The organism is Furfurilactobacillus sp. WILCCON 0119 (genome assembly GCF_053471565.1).
Map to the genome: position 1 here is coordinate 87,221 of NZ_JBPCCV010000006.1, position 16,019 is coordinate 103,239.

Consider the following 16,019-nt stretch of genomic DNA (forward strand, 5'->3'; position numbering starts at 1 on the left):
TCCAAATTTTTGTTTTTTCGGGTAACTCGATTTACAAGTGAGGACAACTTTCGCTTTTCCCAGACGAGCTATTTTTACATCAACGTAGTCAAGTAACGCATAATTTTATCCGTATCTTGGTTTTCAAGTTCTTGGATCACATGTAAATAGGTTCGTTGGGTCGTATCCATATTTGAATGCCCTAGCCTTCTGGCGACTGAACCAATGGAAACGCCAGCGTAAAGTAGTAACGAGGCGTGCGTATGCCGTAATCCGTGCACACTAATGGCCGGAATCCCCGCGCTTTTGCAGTAGCGTTCAAGCTTATCATTTACCGTTGTGTTATAAATTTTCTTTCCTTCGGATACAAAGATGGGTTGATCACTTGGCAAATCTTTAACTAATTGTGCAAATTGCATAGCAGTCTGCCAATCTAAAGGTAATTTTCGAATTGAAGCTGTATTTTTAGTTGGCGCAAAACTTCCAGGAAAATCCTTATAGGACCAGGTTTTGCTAACATTTAAGGTTAACCGTGTTAAGTCAAAATCTGCTGGCGTTAGGCCAAGGGCTTCACTAAATCGCAAGCCTGTTTTAGAAATTAGTAAGATGAAATAATCCCACGAAATTGAATCGCCCAACTGTAGCTGTGCCAACAATTTTGTTAGTTGCTGCTGATTAAGGAACTTTATCTTATGATGATGTGTTACTGTTCCTTTAATCACAACGCGCCGTGTCGGGTCCACCTGAATGAGACCCTCTTCAAGTGCGTCTAAAATGGCCGCTTTTACTTGATGGTGGAAGTCCAACGTCGTCTGTTTCTCATGATTTTCGGCATATGAATTAAGCATTTCCTGATATTCACGACGCGTTAAATCGCACAAACGTAACTGTGGCTTTAACATGAGAATATGTTTATACGTCTGAATGTATTTTAAGTATGTAATGTCACGGACCGCATTCTTCTTATACAACTTTACCCATTGCTTGTAATACATATAAAACAACATCTCGCTGCGATCTGACATAATCAATTCCCCCATAAAAAATAGCATCTACATTACTGTAGATACTATCAGTTATAGTTATTAAGCGGTCGCAAAAAATTCCAATAAATCTTTTTCAAAACTGGCCATCTCAAAGAAGTTCATTTCAGCGTTCTTCTCAATGTTGCTCATCTTATCAGATAATTTTGGATTATCATTCAAGTCAACGCCTGGCATATATAGGTCGTAGGCTTCTACAATCTCATTTCCGTTATAGTCATTATCTGCTGACCAGCGCCGCAATTTTAATTCTCGTCGTTCACTACGAATTGATTTTCGTGCTGTTTTCAATGTTTCAGTATCTGTTAAATCATTACCTAATAATTTGGTCTTGTTATTCCGGTTAGGAATTTTGAACCGGCCACAATAAAACTTATCATACTTCACATTTGACAAATCTTTTCTTCAAGCTCAACCCTCATACTTTATTATTTTAATGACAATTTTCCACACACCATTTTCTGCCATTTTATTCTCTTTTCATGATATTGAACCCTTTTATCACCAAAAGTCACACGAACATTGTCTGTAATAATACTTTTTTGGCTCTTTTCAAAACTTCTCCCTTGCGCTGGTTGACAGCTATTAGGTTATCGATTTTCCTAAAAAAAACGCCGATTCGAATTTGCTCATCACTATGCGGTAAATTAACTGTGATATTTGAAAAATCGTTGTAATTTATATTAAGTAGGCCATCCATACGTGCCCCAGAAGAGACTAGCTTACCAAGTTCACGATCTGGCAACTTTGTAGTAAAAAGATAATCAACAAATGCAGCGCCACCCTTTGCAACTTTGAAACTATGGTAAACACGCGGCACTAATGCTTCTTGATATTCTTGAAGTTCGAACACGGCGCCGTACTTTGCTAGTTTGGAGTTTCCATGGTTGTACGAAAGTTCTCCCTTTTTTAACAAAGTATAATTTTTTTGCTCTTTACCTGCGATATTCCCTGAAAACCGATCTTTTTGATTCATCCATCCATTTCCAGCAGAAATCGTTAGAGTCGGCAAATTCATTCTACCGTCATTTCCCTGAACTCGTTCAATAGCTGAACTCAGCTTTCGTTTTTCCCAAACGTCAGTGTAATCCTTGAATCGAATTTCTGGTTTTGCTTCATCGCCAGATACGAACATTTTTTGTAAAAGAGCTTTTTTTAAATTTTGTAGGGCATCATCCTCACGTTGGTTGACAGCTATTAGGTGATCGATATTTCCGAATAAAGAACCGATTTCATCCTGCTCTTTAGTATTCAAAGGTAACACCACAGATATGTTAAGTAAGTCAGACTTTGTTATCCCCTTAATCGATGTTCCTTGACCTTTTTGACCTCTCCCGTTTAATTTTTTATAAAGTAAATAAAGCATAAAATGTGGTGCGCCTATTAAAGAGGCCAGTGAAAGAAAATCTTGACTAGTTGTGAATTGTCTTTCTATCAAAGCTAATTTTCCAACTCCAACACGAGTGACAATAGCAATCGAATCTTTGGGTATTAGCTTAGTTGCAGATTCTTCAATGGCTCTTTCATTAATAAATTTGTCAAATTTAACTATCGAAACATCATCCTGAGTAAGATTGGAACTTTGAATCCAAGGAATATTTCCATTCCAATATTCCTTTATATTTGTTTTAGGAGTTCCTCCACCGTATGTTTCATTGGATAGATCTGAGACCTTTCGCTTTTCCCAAACGTCGGTAAAACCTTTAAAACGAATACGTGGAATTTGCTCTGTTGAATCACGAACGTTCATCATTTTAAAATTCCTCTCAGCAATCCCAAATATTTATTGTTTTCATCGTCACTTCCAACGAGTTCATTTAACTGCGTATTCAATTTTCTTTTTAAATCGGCTTCTTCAGCATTCAATTCTTTCATTTCATCGAAAAGTTTTTGAACATCAACCGGTTCTTCTTCTTCGAACGTGTCTACATATCGTGGAATATTTAAGTTATATTCATTATCACGTACTTCTTCAATCGAAGCTAAGTGTGCATATTTATCTACATCCACACGGTCACGATAAGCCTTCATAATTTTATTAATGTTTTCATTGGTCAATCGGTTCTGGTTTTTGCCCTTTTCAAACTCTTTAGAAGCATCAATGAAAAGAATATCTTTTGTCGTTCGTTTCTTTTTAAATACAATAATGACGGTCGGAATTCCCACACCATAGAACAAGTTTGCAGGTAACCCGATAATGGCATAAATTCGATTGCCACTTGCATGTTCAATTAAATTCTTGCGAATGGTTCCTTCTGCAGCGCCACGGAAAAGAACCCCATGCGGCAACACGATTGCCATAGTTCCCTCTTCGTTTAAATGATAGAGACCATGTAAAACAAACGCGTAATCTGCTTTTGTTCTCGGAGCCAATTTTCCGTAATCTTTAAACCGTGGATCTTTTAATTTTGTTTCATTATTATCCCAATGCGCAGAATATGGTGGGTTTGCTACAACAGCGTCAAAGGAACGCGGTTGATCGATTCCTTTAGCGTCTAAACCATCTGGCCAATCGTTACCTAGAGTGTCTGCATTAGATAAATCCATGTTAGAATACGATACCCCATGCATCATCATGTTCATTCGTGCAAGGTTATAAGTTGTCGTGTTTAACTCTTGACCATAAAATTTAACACCACCTTGTTTATTCCCATTAGTAAGTTCATCTTGAACTGTTAATAAAAGTGATCCAGAGCCACAGGTTGGATCATATACATAAAACGGTTCGCTTGATTCTTTTACATCATTTGTAACAATCTGCGCCAAAACTTTTGATACTTCATGAGGCGTGTAAAACTCACCACCCTTTTTACCGGCTGAGGCTGCAAATTGCCCAATTAGATATTCATAAATTTGTCCCAGAATATCTTTTCCATCTTCTCCTTTATAATTAATGTCATCGACTAATTTCACAATTCGGTTTAATGATTTGGCACGATCATTTGTTGATGAACCAAGCCGTGAATCCCCTAAGTTAATATCATTAAAAACTCCATGAAAATCTTTGACGGCTTCTTCATTTAATTGGGCATTTTTATTAAAATCATCAAAAATGGTTTGATAGTCACTAGGAACAATCTTACCATCCTGAATTTTATTAATTAAAGATTCCCATGTATTAGTCGGCGTAATTGCATAACCGAGGTTAGAAGAAATATCTTCAAGATAATCACTTAATTCTTCATTGTCTGCCTGCATTAGATAGGCTTCATTAACTGATTGCCCTGGTTGAACTTCAATAAGGTTAGTCCGAACCAAGTATTGTTCTTGATGCTCTGACAAATAACGGTAAAACATAAAGGCTAGAATATAATTTTTATATTCTGAAGCGTCCATATTTCCTCGCAATTCATTGGCCATTGCCCATAGTTGTGATGTAATTGCATTTAAATCATTCATTTTATTTCTCCTTTATATACATTAACTTTTAACTAATTTATCAGCTAGTTCATAAACCGCTTCGCGCAACTCATTTCGATACTTAATTTTAGAAAGCTTTTGAACATCCACACTGTGAGCCAAAGTTTTATACTCAACACTTGCGGCTGTAATAACATCTTGAAGTTTTCCAGTATCATTTAAGTCTTGTTTCCCATAGCGATGCGTTTCAAATAGATTCTTCATTTGTGAGCCACTAATAAAATCTGTGATCCCCCAGTTAATTCGAAAATCCAGCAACGTTCGATCGAGACTAACATTATTCGCATCCCGAATAACAGCTTCACTATTTTCCAGTCTTGCCGGATAGGGAAAGTTCATTTCAACTGGCGGAAATTGACCTGTAATAATCATATCAGCAGCATTAATAATTTTCGTTGCATAGCTACGATCATCCAGTCCATTCGCAAACTGATTAATCTTGCCTTGTGTATCTCTAGCTTCAGCTAATTTACCTTCATGTGTTTCATTCAACAACTGCTCAACTAACTCAGTTAAATAATCATAATCGATCTTAACATCCTTAATGTGTGTCATTTGAAGTTCAATTTGCTGAATTGGAACATTTTTTGTCTTAGCCATTTGTGATTTTAATTCATTTGTCAAGACCGTCGTTAACATACTTTCCTGATCAACCGTCATCCCCAAAGCAGCAATTAAATCATCGGGTTTATCATAATTAAAGCCACCTTCTGATTTATCAGAGCCAGGTTTAGGATCATACTGCTTTAGTTTTGCCATTCCAGCATTATATTCATGCATCAGACCTAACATGTTACCCTTTTGTTTTTCAGATGACGGTAGCTGAGTAAATTCATCTGTCAAGTTTGATAAGTCTTTAACCGTTTTTTTAACGTTCTTCAGGGTATCTTTAAACTCTGGTGCCGTAATCCCATCTTGAACATTTTGACGATAGCGTTCTTCATCTGTAAGCACAGCAGAATCTTTATTAGCATAAATTGCCAAGGCTTTGTTCATTAGTTTTTCATTTTGCGTTGGCCAACGGTAGTTCACCACACGCCCCCAGGGTTTTTCTTGCATGTTCGCAATTCTGTTAGTCCTTGAATATGCCTGAATTAGCCCTGCACCTTTTAACGTCCGATCTACATACAATGTATTAAGCTCAGGAGCATCAAAACCTGTTAATAGCTGATCAACAACAATAACCAAATCTAAGAAGTTGTCGTCATCTGTCGATTTAGTTAGTCGTGCCGTAACGTCTTGGGTATAGCCCGAAACGTCATCCATTCCGAATTGAGTACCAAACTCTGCATTATATGCGGAAATTGCTGAAAACAATCCTTCATTCGTTGCCAACATGCTGTCACTGTTAGAGGAATTTTGACTAAAAGTAACTGCTACTTTTAGTGTTTGCTCCCCTGATGCCCTTTGCAACTCATTTACCCGTTGAAATTCATTAAAGTACATCATTGCCATTGGTGTGCTAGGACCACCACCAACATGCGTCGTCAATAATGCATTGTATTTTCCATCATTAGAACGATTTCGCCAATTATTAAAAATATCCTTAACGACTTCTCGCACATGGTCTGGATTTTCATCATAAAAGCTTGGCGCAACTGCATCATCCATATCATCTTGGCTAAGATTAGCAATTCGATCCTGAATTTTTTCATCCGACCACTTTGGATAACGTTGATGATAAAAATTTGGAAGGTATTTTTCCTTCATTGAATCTTCATTAATTGTCGTTTCAAAATCAACTTTAAACCCTAAAACATTGCGATCAACAATTGCTTCACGAATTGTATACGCATGAAGTAACGGTCCAAAAATGTCCTCAGTTCTCAATCCAGATGTCGTTTGGTCAAACATTGGAGTCCCGGTGTATCCCACCCATGCGGCATGTTTAAACGCATGTTGAATACTTTCAAATGATTCACCGCCTGTTGAACGGTGTGCCTCATCCACAATAAAAACAATATGTTTCTTAGGTGCTTTAAACGATTTACGTTTGATCAGTGTGGACAACTTCTGAACCGAGGTAACAACAATATTGTTGTCCTTCGATCTTAACTTACGACTTAGATCTGTTGTATTATCAGTATCTTGAACGCTTCCATCTTCATCATCAGTAGCCTCCGGGTCATAAGCTTTATAATTATCGCTTGTTTGTTTTGTCAACGCAATCCGATCGACCACAAAAACCACTTTATTAATATTCGGCATTCGACTAGCTAACCAAGCAGTTTTAAAGCTTGTAATCGTCTTACCAGACCCTGTCGTATGCCACACGTATCCAATTTTATTTATATTAAGCTCAAAATCTGCCTTCTTTAACCCTTCAATAACCTTCTGTGTGGCGTATACCTGATAAGGACGCATAACTTTTAACATTTGCTTGTTCTTTGTTCCATCCAAAATCATATAATTAGTCGCCATTTGATGAGCCATTGGAATTGATAGCATTGAATCTGCAAATTCTCTCCAATTTCGCACAATCTTATTATCGTCCTGACGTTGCCAATTAAATGCAAAGTCCTTATTAAATTGTCCGATTGTTGTATTTGCCATATACTTAACATTATTAGGCGTAATCGCAACTAGAATTTGTAGCGTTGAATAAATATCGTGGTATTGACCTTCACTAATGTATTGCTTCATTTGGTTTAACGCTTCATTCACATCAATACCATCGCGTTTTTCCTCTATTTGAATAATGGGCAATCCATTAATTAATAAGGTTGTATCAAAACGACGATCCTGTTTTCCCGTGATGATGGCTGGCCGTTCAATTTGGTTTACCACCTGATACACTGTATCCCCTGCACCAATTTGACTTTGATCAAACACTGTTAGAAATACATGTCGACCATCATCTAAATCAATTTCAATCTGTGAAACACCGTTCAGACCGTACAAAAATTGTCCAGCTTGATATGGGGTTTGAAGCTCAGAAATGATTTTTTTAACTTGATTAAATTCTACTGGACTAAGAGGATAATCAAGTGTGTTTTGGTTATGTTGCTCAAGAATCTTTTTAAAGTTCTCCCATAATCCTTCCGTTGTTTTAATAGTCGGCTCATATTTCCATCCTCGCCCTTTAATCACATATTCTGAAGGATCATCATCAATCACACTCCCCTCGTTAATGTGTGTAATATCACCTGACATATAGTCGATCAATTTCTTTTCAAATTTAGATTCATTCATCGATTCTTTCATCATTTTTTACTCCTTTTAGAATTTCAAGCATAGCAGCGTTTTCGATCGTAATTCGTCGTTTCCTTATCGCCTGTAAATGTAAATAATTAAAATAAACTTCTCCGATTAACTCTTGAACTTTTAGTGTCGGCAAATTTGTAAACCTAAGTTCTTTTATTTGTTTAACTGTGTATTTAAATATTATCGACCCTTGCATGCTATCTTGAAACTGGTGCTTAATACTGTTATCCTCGTTAAGTAGATAAGTTAAGTATTTGGCATCAAGCTTCTTACTTGGTTTCAATTTTATATAATTTTGGGTCAACAAATAATCTTGATGCTTTTTTCTAGCTATCGAGGCTCTTCCAGATATGAGGCTAAAAATAGCATCTCCCGAGTGAACAGTTTTAACAGTATTCGCGGTTCGGATTTGCTTCGCGTCACTAGGTGTCAAGTCAATCCCTATCAGATCATTTTCTAGTTCTGCCTGACCATAGTAGAAATAAAGTGGGGCAGTCTTATCTAATGTTTCTTCAATTCTAAATTGTGGGGAACCACTAATCGTTTGCACTAAAGGTTGTGTTTTATCCATTATTTTTATCGTGCCTTTCTTAAATTACATTTTTTATATCACCTATCAGCACGACTAACTATAGCACAAAGATTGCAAAGTGCAGCATGCCTATTTTTGCAATTTCAAAAAGGCACATCTTGATAACAACAAAACACGGACTCTCGTTCTATTTTTTATTGTTATCGTTAGCTTTTTTTATCAAAAACTACTTTTTTCGATGTAATCCTTATGTAGGATTCGTAAAAAAACTTTTTGTTATTTTTCAACATTTTTTATCTACCATAATTAATATGCTAATTATGAGCTTACGCAGTAAAGAAATAGCGTTGCCATTATCGAATCTAAAATTCGATAATGGCAACGCTATTTCTTTACTTCACTTCATTAACCCTGTACTTCGCTTCTTCCCCACTCAGCACCCGCACAATGTCATTCGCAGCGTCAATGGCCATCCGCCGCTTAGTTTCCACTGTATTCGAGGCAATGTGTGGCGTTAACAACGCATTGTCCAATCCAACTAACGGGTTGGTTACAGGTAGTGGTTCCTCCTCAAAGACATCCAGCGCTGCACCAGCGATGTCATGGTTCTTCAATGCAGCGACCAGGTCAGCCTCCACGAGGATGCTCCCCCGCGCCATGTTGATCAGGTATGCATCGTCCTTCATCAACTTAAACTCGGCGGCCCCAATTGAGTGCTCCGTTGTCGGAATTGCTGGCAGGTGGACCATCACGAAGTCAGCTTCCTTAAACAGAGTCTCCCGGTCGACAATCGTTACGGTGTCAGTACTCTTTGCAAACGGATCAACCGCAATGAGCGTAACGCCAAAGCCCTGCAACTTTTCTGCAACGGCCCGACCAATTCGACCAAAGCCCAGAATCCCAACGGTCTTCCCGTAGATATCGTGACCAAGATGGGTCTTCCGATAGTTCCAATTGTCATCATGCAGTGCCTTTGAATCCTGATACAGGTTCTTACTGATGGCAAGTAGTTCTGTCACCGCAGTCTCTGCAACGGCTCCTGACAGCGCTGTAGGGGTGTTAACCACCTGAATTCCACGCTTTGTGGCTGCGTCCACATCCACGGAGTCATAGCCAACTCCGTTACGCGCGATCACCTTTAAGTTTGGCATGCCGGCCATCACTTCGTCGTCGAACGGTTGCGTGCCGATCAACACGGCACTTGCGTCCTTTCCTTCAGTCATCATGACCTGCTTATCACGGCCGGTTCCGACAACAACGTCCAACCCTGCGTTTTCTAAAATTTCTTTTCCTGCTGCTGGAACATCATCTGGTAAAAAGACCATCTGTTTTGTCATGTTATTCTCCTTTACTTGTCGCTAAAAACGTTGCTAATGCTTCCCGAGTTGGGTATCCATCGTTATCCCCTGGTGTTTGAACCTGGAGTGCGCCAACCGCGTTACCACGTTCAACAGCACTTTGAATATCGAGGCCCTCAAGTAACGCGGTAATGACGCCAAGTGCAAAGCCATCGCCGGCTCCAACGGTATCAACCACGTGATCCACATTGAAACCAGGAATTTGAACACCAGTCTCATCGCCACGGTTTTTAATGTAGGCCCCAGCGGCCCCAATCTTAACGATAACGGTCTCTGTGACATCCCCATTGTTTAGGTAGAAGTCGGCAATCTTTTCTGGATCACGTGATCCCATTAAGATCTCCCCTTCATCCACACCAGGTAAAACGATGTTCCCGTACTTGGCCAGCTCATTAATGGTGGTGACCATTTGTTCCGTTGACGCCCATAAAGCAGGCCGCAAGTTTGGATCAAACGTGGTTTGGATGTGGTTGGCCAGCATTCGTTTTGCAAAATAGGTAAACGTTTCCCGGGCCGTCTCCGAAATTGCGGGGAAGATCCCTGAGAGGTGGGCCATCTTGACGCCATTCAAATCAATGGTATCAATAACTGCCTTATCTAAATGAGCAGCTGCTGAATTCCGGCGAAAATTAAACGTCTTCGGATCGCCCTTTGATACCCGTTCTTTCAACTGAAAGGCCGTCCAGTTATTCGCATCTGAGCTGATGTAGTTTGCGCCAACGCCGAATGCCTTAACCCCATTAATGGCGAACGCACCCAAGGGGTCTTCACCAACTTGGGAAATGTACTCCGTTGAGTGTCCCAAACGGGTTGCCCCAATCATGACATTCAGTTCGGCACCGCCAAGTAGTTTGTAATAGTTAATGCTTTCGACCAGGTTCTTATCAACATCCGTCGATGCAAATGTGACAATTGGTTCACCTAGAGTTAATAGTTCAGTCATCATCTTTCTCCCTTAACAATTTAATTAACGACCAAAGAACAGGTAGACAAGCGCAGTATTAACAATACTGATCACCCACATAACGGGAACGCCCATCTTCAGGTACGTCTTTGCCTCTAACTTTGAGTAGGTCAGCGCCCATGTGTTCCATGACTGCGTCAAATCAATGGACACGGCCATAATGCTGACGGTGTAAAACAGTGGTAGCAAAAACATTGGGCTAAACGTATGTGTTGCCGCCAATACGGACGCAGTGGCCGCACCAGCACCCCAAACATGCAACGGTCCACGGAACAACGCTAGTGGTGCTAAAACCCCAAATGCTATCGCAATAACTAACGCGTTGTGCGGTAAAATCACTTCGATCAGGCCCTTAAACCGTGGGACATTAATGGTGGCTGCCCCAACGAACATGATCAATGCCATTAAGAACATGATTAAACCGGAGATATCATTAATGGCCTGGCTGGTGGTTTTATTGACAAACGCCACGAGCTCGGAAAACTTCTTCATTCTGCCCGTCAAGAGTAAAGCAATCAGTGTGGATAGTAATAGTGACGGAATGGCATCCCACTTGAACAACAGGTTAAAGACGACCGGTAGTAACGGAATGATGTACGTTACTGGGTTGACCTGTGTGATATCCTCAGGGGCCTGTTCGCCTTCGATGAAATCGACATGCCCATCCTTAATTTGGCGACTGTTTAAAAGAACGAAGATAATGACACCCACCAATTGGACCGCCATCGCTGTGATCCCAAAGACGAGGTAGCGACCGGAGTAGTTAACTGATGGGAAGAACGCCTTGATTTGGTTAAACAGCACGACATTAATGTACATTGCCGCACCAATGGCCATTGTAAATGCCGGAATGGCCACCCGTTTAGGCACCCCAATCGACAGAAGGATCGGAATGAGAATGACCCCAATGGCCATTACGGACCCCACACCATAAGCTGACGAGAAGATCAACGCCGTTACCAGCACGATCACAATTGTTGCCAGAACCGGTGCCTTTTTCCCCAGCTTTTGTGTTTTGGAAGAAATGGAGCCCGCAATTCCAGTGTCCACCAGAACCCGGCCAAACCACGATCCAAAAACAATGTAAATAATTGTCGGCCCGTACTTTAGCGCTGGCTCAGCAATCACCTTTTGCATTGCCACGTTCACTGGCACAAGGCCAATAACTGCCCATAACACTGCCATCACGAAGAACCCAATCGTGAGGTTCCCGCCCTTCACAATGTAATAAATGAACGCCAAGAACGTTAATAATAGCAGTGAGCTAATCACAATGTTTTCCATGGTTATACCTCACTTAATAAGTGTTCGATCCCGTCGCCAATCTCTTGTTCACTGGTCACCGGATATTCCAACGCAACCGGAACGTCCGTCGGGAGGATGGCTAAAATTGATTGCCACTTAATGTCACCACGCCCCAGTGGAACGGTCTTCGTTTGACTACCAGTTCCAAGATCATCCTTAACGTGAATGTACCGAACATATTTGGTCAGTGCCTTGGCTGCTTCAACTTCATCGTCGTCAACGTAGCGCCAGTTGCCCATGTCGTAGACATAGCCAATGGGTAACTGATACTTTTCCATGACCTTCATAAAGGCCAAAATTGCTTCAATGCTCCCAGTGCTTTTAATTTGATTGTTTTCAACGTTAATCTGATCCACGCGTGCTGCATAGTCAGCCAGTTGTGCGGCTTGTTCCTCAGTCAGTGTCGGATTTTCATTCACGTTAAACTTAATCACTGACACGCCCATCTTTTCGGCTTCGTCAAAGTACATGGCCAGTTTCGGATTCAGTCCCCCATCAACTAACAAGACATCTGGAACCGAGTAAAAGAGTTTTAGATCATGCGCTTCAGCAAACGATTTGATCCCCGCCATTTCAGCATTCAGATCGAAAAAGTATTCCCGGCGAATTTCAGCGTTCGTAATGTTTAAGTCCACCACGCGCTGTAACATTGCCAATTGGGGTTCCCCCGCTTGATGATCTGCATCAAACAATAGATTATTAAGTACGATTTGATTTCGTTTCATTTTCTTTCACCCTAATAGCGATTAAGTTCGCTGACTTTACTGAGTAATTCACCAAACGGCAATTGGTGCCAATCCTGATCTGATTCTGCGTTAAAGTTTTGCGCATCCAACTTATTGAACTTTTCAATTAAGAAATAAGCCGTTAAGTATGCAGCAAGCTCATGCTTGGCCAACCGTTCAATGTCCTTGTCCGAATCATCCGCATGTAAAGTGCTCATAAACGTCATTGCGAAGCGCTCTGGATCAATCTTGACACTGTTGTCTTCCATCAGTTTTTACCCCTTTTATTGGCTTGATTCACCAACTTGCAAGTTTGGTGAACCGTTTTCCGAAACCGGTTTACTAAGACAGTGTAATCGCTTCCAGTTTGCCTGTCAACTTTTTTAATCTTGTTTTTTTGATGTATACTTAATCCACTATGAAAAAAACGACTATTAATGATATAGCCGAGGCCGCTCAGGTTTCAAAAACGACCGTCTCGCGCTTTTTAAACCAGAAGTATGACAACATGTCTGCCGACACTAAAAAGAAGATTGCGCAGACGATTAAAGACCTCAACTACAGTCCAAACCGCCGGGCGCAATCTTTAAAGAACCACCGCTCCCATTTGATCGGGATCTCAGTTGCTGACATTTCGAATCCTTACACATCACGCCTCTTGAAGGGGGTCAACAGCGCCCTGGCCGACACCCCCTATCAGATCATGATTATGGACGCCGATAATTCAATCGAACTGGAAGCCCTCAACATTCAAAAATTGATTGCTGATGAAGTGGACGCCATTATTCTTCAACCACTCACCAACGACTTGCACCAGTATCAAAATCTGATTGACGCCGACATTCCCACGATTCAGGTCGACCGTTATGTTAACCAGGCCATCTGGCCGTCCGTCGTTTCGGATAACTTTGCAAAGTCCTTTGAAGTGGGCGAATTGATCAAGGTGAAGGGCTATCAACACGTTGTTTTGTTGACCAATAGTGCTCAGACCATCAGTAGCCGGAAGAACCGGCTTGATGGCTTAACGGAAAGCATTGCTGGTTCACCCATCTCAACCAAAATTATTGATCTCGACCACACATCAGCTTGGGACAAACTTGCCGTTGACGAATTAACCACCCACCCCGAAACTGTCCTTTACGCTCTTAACGGGGAAATCCTGTGGAAAGTTATCCGGGCCCTCCGAAACCACGGGGTGTCGTTTCCAGAGACCGTGGGGCTCATTGGTTATGATGACGATGGTCTTGCCGATTTAGTGACCCCTGCTGTTTCCGCAATCATCCAAGATCCCCTCGCAATCGGTCAAACCGCCGCAGACAAATTATTGGCAGCATTAACCACCGGCGATAAACTAACGGTGGAAAAAATTCAGATTCCGGCGCTGATTGAACAGCGAGCATCACTGTAGAAGTTTCGTTTTAACATTTACGTTATGCGGGATGACTCCATCGATCTAACAGCTTTATCGACCGGCTGGTTACAGGTCCTGGAGAAATATCATAACGACTATGCGTTGGATAGTGACAAAGCGTTACCTTGGTTCCCTGAGGTAACTGAGTAGTTTTGCTAAAGTGCGGGACAATACAAATAAACCGCGGTGTCGATCCTCTTAATGGGAGAATCGACACCGCGGTTTATTTTCATTTTGCTATCCCCAAACCATTTAATGTCGCACACAAAAACCCCTCGCCATAACAGCGAGGGGTTTTGCATATCCACCAAATCGAAAATCGAAAGATTAACGCTTTGAGAATTGTGAAGCTTTACGGGCCTTTTTAAGACCTGGCTTCTTCCGTTCCTTCATCCGGGCGTCACGAGTTAATAACCCGGCGCTCTTCAATGCGGGACGGAAATCAGGGTCAACCGTCAGTAAAGCACGGGCGATCCCATGACGAGTGGCACCGGCTTGACCGGAGAAGCCACCACCATTGACGTTAACTAAAACATCATAGTTACCAGTCGTTTCTGTTGCAGCAAATGGTTGAACAACCACTTCACGCAAGTTAGCGAAAGGAATGTATTCAGTAATATCCTTACCATTCATGGTAATTTTACCAGTCCCAGGAACTAAACGTACCCGAGCAACTGAGTTTTTCCGACGACCTGTGCCGGCATATTGAACAGTAGCCAATGTGATTTCCTCCTTAGATTAAATTAGTAATATCCAGAACTTCTGGTTGTTGTGCAGCTTGATCGTGTTGATCACCTGCATAAACGTGCAGCTTAAGCAGTTGCTTGTGACCAAGCGTTCCTGCTGGCAACATGCCCTTAACGGAAGTTTCAATCAACCGAATTGGGTTTTCGTCACGTAAGTTTCCTGCAGTACGTGACTTCAAGCCACCTGGGTGGTTTGAGTGATGGTAGTAGATCTTATCAGTTGCTTTGTGACCAGTTAAGGCAACCTTTGACGCGTTCAGAACAATGACAAAGTCACCCGTATCCACATTAGGGGTAAACGTTGGCTTGTTCTTTCCACGAAGGATTGAAGCAACGACGGTGCTTAAACGTCCCAAAGGAACGTCTGTGGCATCAACCACATACCATTTACGGTCTACTTCACCTGGTTTTGCTAAATATGTTGTACGCACGGTATTTTCCTCCAATTTCTTGTCTGTTTGACACTCGATAAAACTTTCCGGGGCTTATCGTGGGGCAAACAATACCAAGTAACAGTGTACTGTCCACACCCCAATAAGTCAATTACAAATTTATGTCAATGGCGGCTTTTCATACACAACTTCCTCAAGGTACAGGCCACTCGCCGGTGCCGTTTCACGGGCTAACTCGCGATCCTTTCCTGCTAGAACAGCCGGTAATGAGTCCACGGCCCGCCGCCCATTCCCCACTTCAAGGAGAACGGCGACCATGATCCGCACCTGATTGTATAGAAACCCACTCCCGTAAAAGTCGAACGTCACTTCATGTTGTGCTTCATCCGCATGAATCGTAATCGCGTAAATTGTCCGGACATTTGACTGAGCCTGACTCCCTGACGCCACGAAACTCGTGAAATCATGCTCTCCAACCAACGCAGGAGCCGCCTGTTGCATTTTGCTAACGTCCAGGGGGTATTTGTAATGTCCGGTGAAATTACGCTTAAACGGGTCCACAAACGCTGTGTTCGACACAATGTACCGATACCGCTTGCCGTGGGTCGAAAACCGGGAATGAAAGTCATCATCCACCAGCTCAACGGACTTCACGGTCATATCCAGTGGAAACATGCTGTTTAACGCCAACTGTAAATTTCTGGCTGGCAGTGGCTTGGGCAGATCAAAGTGGATCACCTGGCCGTGGGCATGCACGCCGGCATCCGTTCGGCCAGAACCGAAAACTTCAATCGCCGGTGTCGGGTTCTTTGCAATCTGATTGACCACCTTGGTCAGCACAGACTCCACGGTGCGACGGTGTGGCTGCCGCTGAAACCCGGAAAAATTGGTGCCGTCATACGCAATGACAACCTTGTAACGTTGGGACATAGATTACTTC

15 protein-coding genes are annotated in these 16,019 nt (G+C 41.7%); 1 reads left to right on the top strand and 14 read right to left on the bottom strand.

Features of this window, described 5'->3' with window-relative positions; genetic code table 11:
• Nucleotides 1-74: 74 nt before the first annotated feature.
• The 11 genes from ACRYI5_RS10090 to ACRYI5_RS10140 form a co-directional block, all read right to left on the bottom strand.
• A complete protein-coding gene (locus ACRYI5_RS10090) occupies nucleotides 75-1,004 on the bottom strand; it encodes a tyrosine-type recombinase/integrase (protein ID WP_448225168.1) in 930 nt (309 codons plus the stop codon).
• Nucleotides 1,005-1,064: 60 nt separating this feature from the next.
• Nucleotides 1,065-1,409, bottom strand: coding sequence for a hypothetical protein (locus ACRYI5_RS10095; protein WP_448225169.1), 345 nt, complete (start codon nucleotides 1,407-1,409; stop codon nucleotides 1,065-1,067).
• Between the two features lie 124 nt (nucleotides 1,410-1,533).
• Nucleotides 1,534-2,775 carry a restriction endonuclease subunit S gene (locus ACRYI5_RS10100; RefSeq protein ID WP_448225170.1) on the bottom strand — a complete coding sequence of 414 codons (1,242 nt, stop codon included), beginning with the start codon at nucleotides 2,773-2,775 and terminating at the stop codon, nucleotides 1,534-1,536.
• A complete protein-coding gene (locus tag ACRYI5_RS10105; RefSeq protein WP_448225171.1) occupies nucleotides 2,772-4,421 on the bottom strand; it encodes a type I restriction-modification system subunit M in 1,650 nt (549 codons plus the stop codon). Before ACRYI5_RS10105 ends, ACRYI5_RS10100 begins: the two co-directional genes overlap by 4 nt.
• Nucleotides 4,422-4,442: 21 nt before the next feature.
• Nucleotides 4,443-7,634, bottom strand: coding sequence for a type I restriction endonuclease subunit R (locus tag ACRYI5_RS10110; RefSeq protein ID WP_448225235.1), 3,192 nt, complete (start codon nucleotides 7,632-7,634; stop codon nucleotides 4,443-4,445).
• Nucleotides 7,627-8,217, bottom strand: coding sequence for a restriction endonuclease subunit M (locus ACRYI5_RS10115; RefSeq protein WP_448225172.1), 591 nt, complete (start codon nucleotides 8,215-8,217; stop codon nucleotides 7,627-7,629). The genes ACRYI5_RS10110 and ACRYI5_RS10115 overlap by 8 nt, the downstream gene beginning before the upstream one ends.
• 353 nt (nucleotides 8,218-8,570) lie before the next feature.
• A complete protein-coding gene (locus ACRYI5_RS10120) occupies nucleotides 8,571-9,515 on the bottom strand; it encodes a phosphoglycerate dehydrogenase (protein WP_448225173.1) in 945 nt (314 codons plus the stop codon).
• Nucleotide 9,516: 1 nt separating this feature from the next.
• Nucleotides 9,517-10,479, bottom strand: a complete 963-nt coding sequence (locus ACRYI5_RS10125; protein ID WP_448225174.1) for a sugar kinase — start codon at nucleotides 10,477-10,479, stop codon at nucleotides 9,517-9,519.
• A 24-nt stretch (nucleotides 10,480-10,503) separates the two neighbouring features.
• Nucleotides 10,504-11,784, bottom strand: a complete 1,281-nt coding sequence (locus ACRYI5_RS10130; RefSeq protein WP_448225175.1) for a gluconate:proton symporter — start codon at nucleotides 11,782-11,784, stop codon at nucleotides 10,504-10,506.
• 2 nt (nucleotides 11,785-11,786) lie between these two features.
• The gene (locus tag ACRYI5_RS10135; protein WP_448225176.1) at nucleotides 11,787-12,530 is read right to left on the bottom strand and encodes a sugar phosphate isomerase/epimerase family protein; all 744 of its coding nucleotides are present in this window, start codon (nucleotides 12,528-12,530) and stop codon (nucleotides 11,787-11,789) included.
• 11 nt (nucleotides 12,531-12,541) lie between these two features.
• Nucleotides 12,542-12,799: a hypothetical protein gene (locus tag ACRYI5_RS10140; protein ID WP_448225177.1), complete on the bottom strand. Its 258-nt coding sequence runs from the start codon at nucleotides 12,797-12,799 to the stop codon at nucleotides 12,542-12,544.
• 149 nt (nucleotides 12,800-12,948) lie between these two features.
• On the opposite strand from ACRYI5_RS10140, the gene ACRYI5_RS10145 reads away from it, so the two are divergent.
• Nucleotides 12,949-13,938 carry a LacI family DNA-binding transcriptional regulator gene (locus ACRYI5_RS10145; RefSeq protein ID WP_448225178.1) on the top strand — a complete coding sequence of 330 codons (990 nt, stop codon included), beginning with the start codon at nucleotides 12,949-12,951 and terminating at the stop codon, nucleotides 13,936-13,938.
• Between the two features lie 330 nt (nucleotides 13,939-14,268).
• Here ACRYI5_RS10145 and rpsI read toward each other — a convergent pair whose 3' ends face one another.
• The 3 genes from rpsI to truA all read right to left on the bottom strand — a co-directional run bounded on the left by rpsI (nucleotide 14,269) and on the right by truA (nucleotide 16,009).
• Complete coding sequence (rpsI, locus tag ACRYI5_RS10150) at nucleotides 14,269-14,661, bottom strand: 30S ribosomal protein S9 (protein ID WP_407879237.1); 393 nt, start codon at nucleotides 14,659-14,661, stop codon at nucleotides 14,269-14,271.
• 13 nt (nucleotides 14,662-14,674) lie between these two features.
• Complete coding sequence (gene rplM, locus ACRYI5_RS10155) at nucleotides 14,675-15,118, bottom strand: 50S ribosomal protein L13 (protein WP_407879239.1); 444 nt, start codon at nucleotides 15,116-15,118, stop codon at nucleotides 14,675-14,677.
• A gap of 120 nt (nucleotides 15,119-15,238) precedes the next feature.
• On the bottom strand, nucleotides 15,239-16,009 hold the full coding sequence (gene truA, locus ACRYI5_RS10160; protein ID WP_407879241.1) for a tRNA pseudouridine(38-40) synthase TruA: 771 nt from the start codon (nucleotides 16,007-16,009) through the stop codon (nucleotides 15,239-15,241).
• Nucleotides 16,010-16,019: the final 10 nt, after the last annotated feature.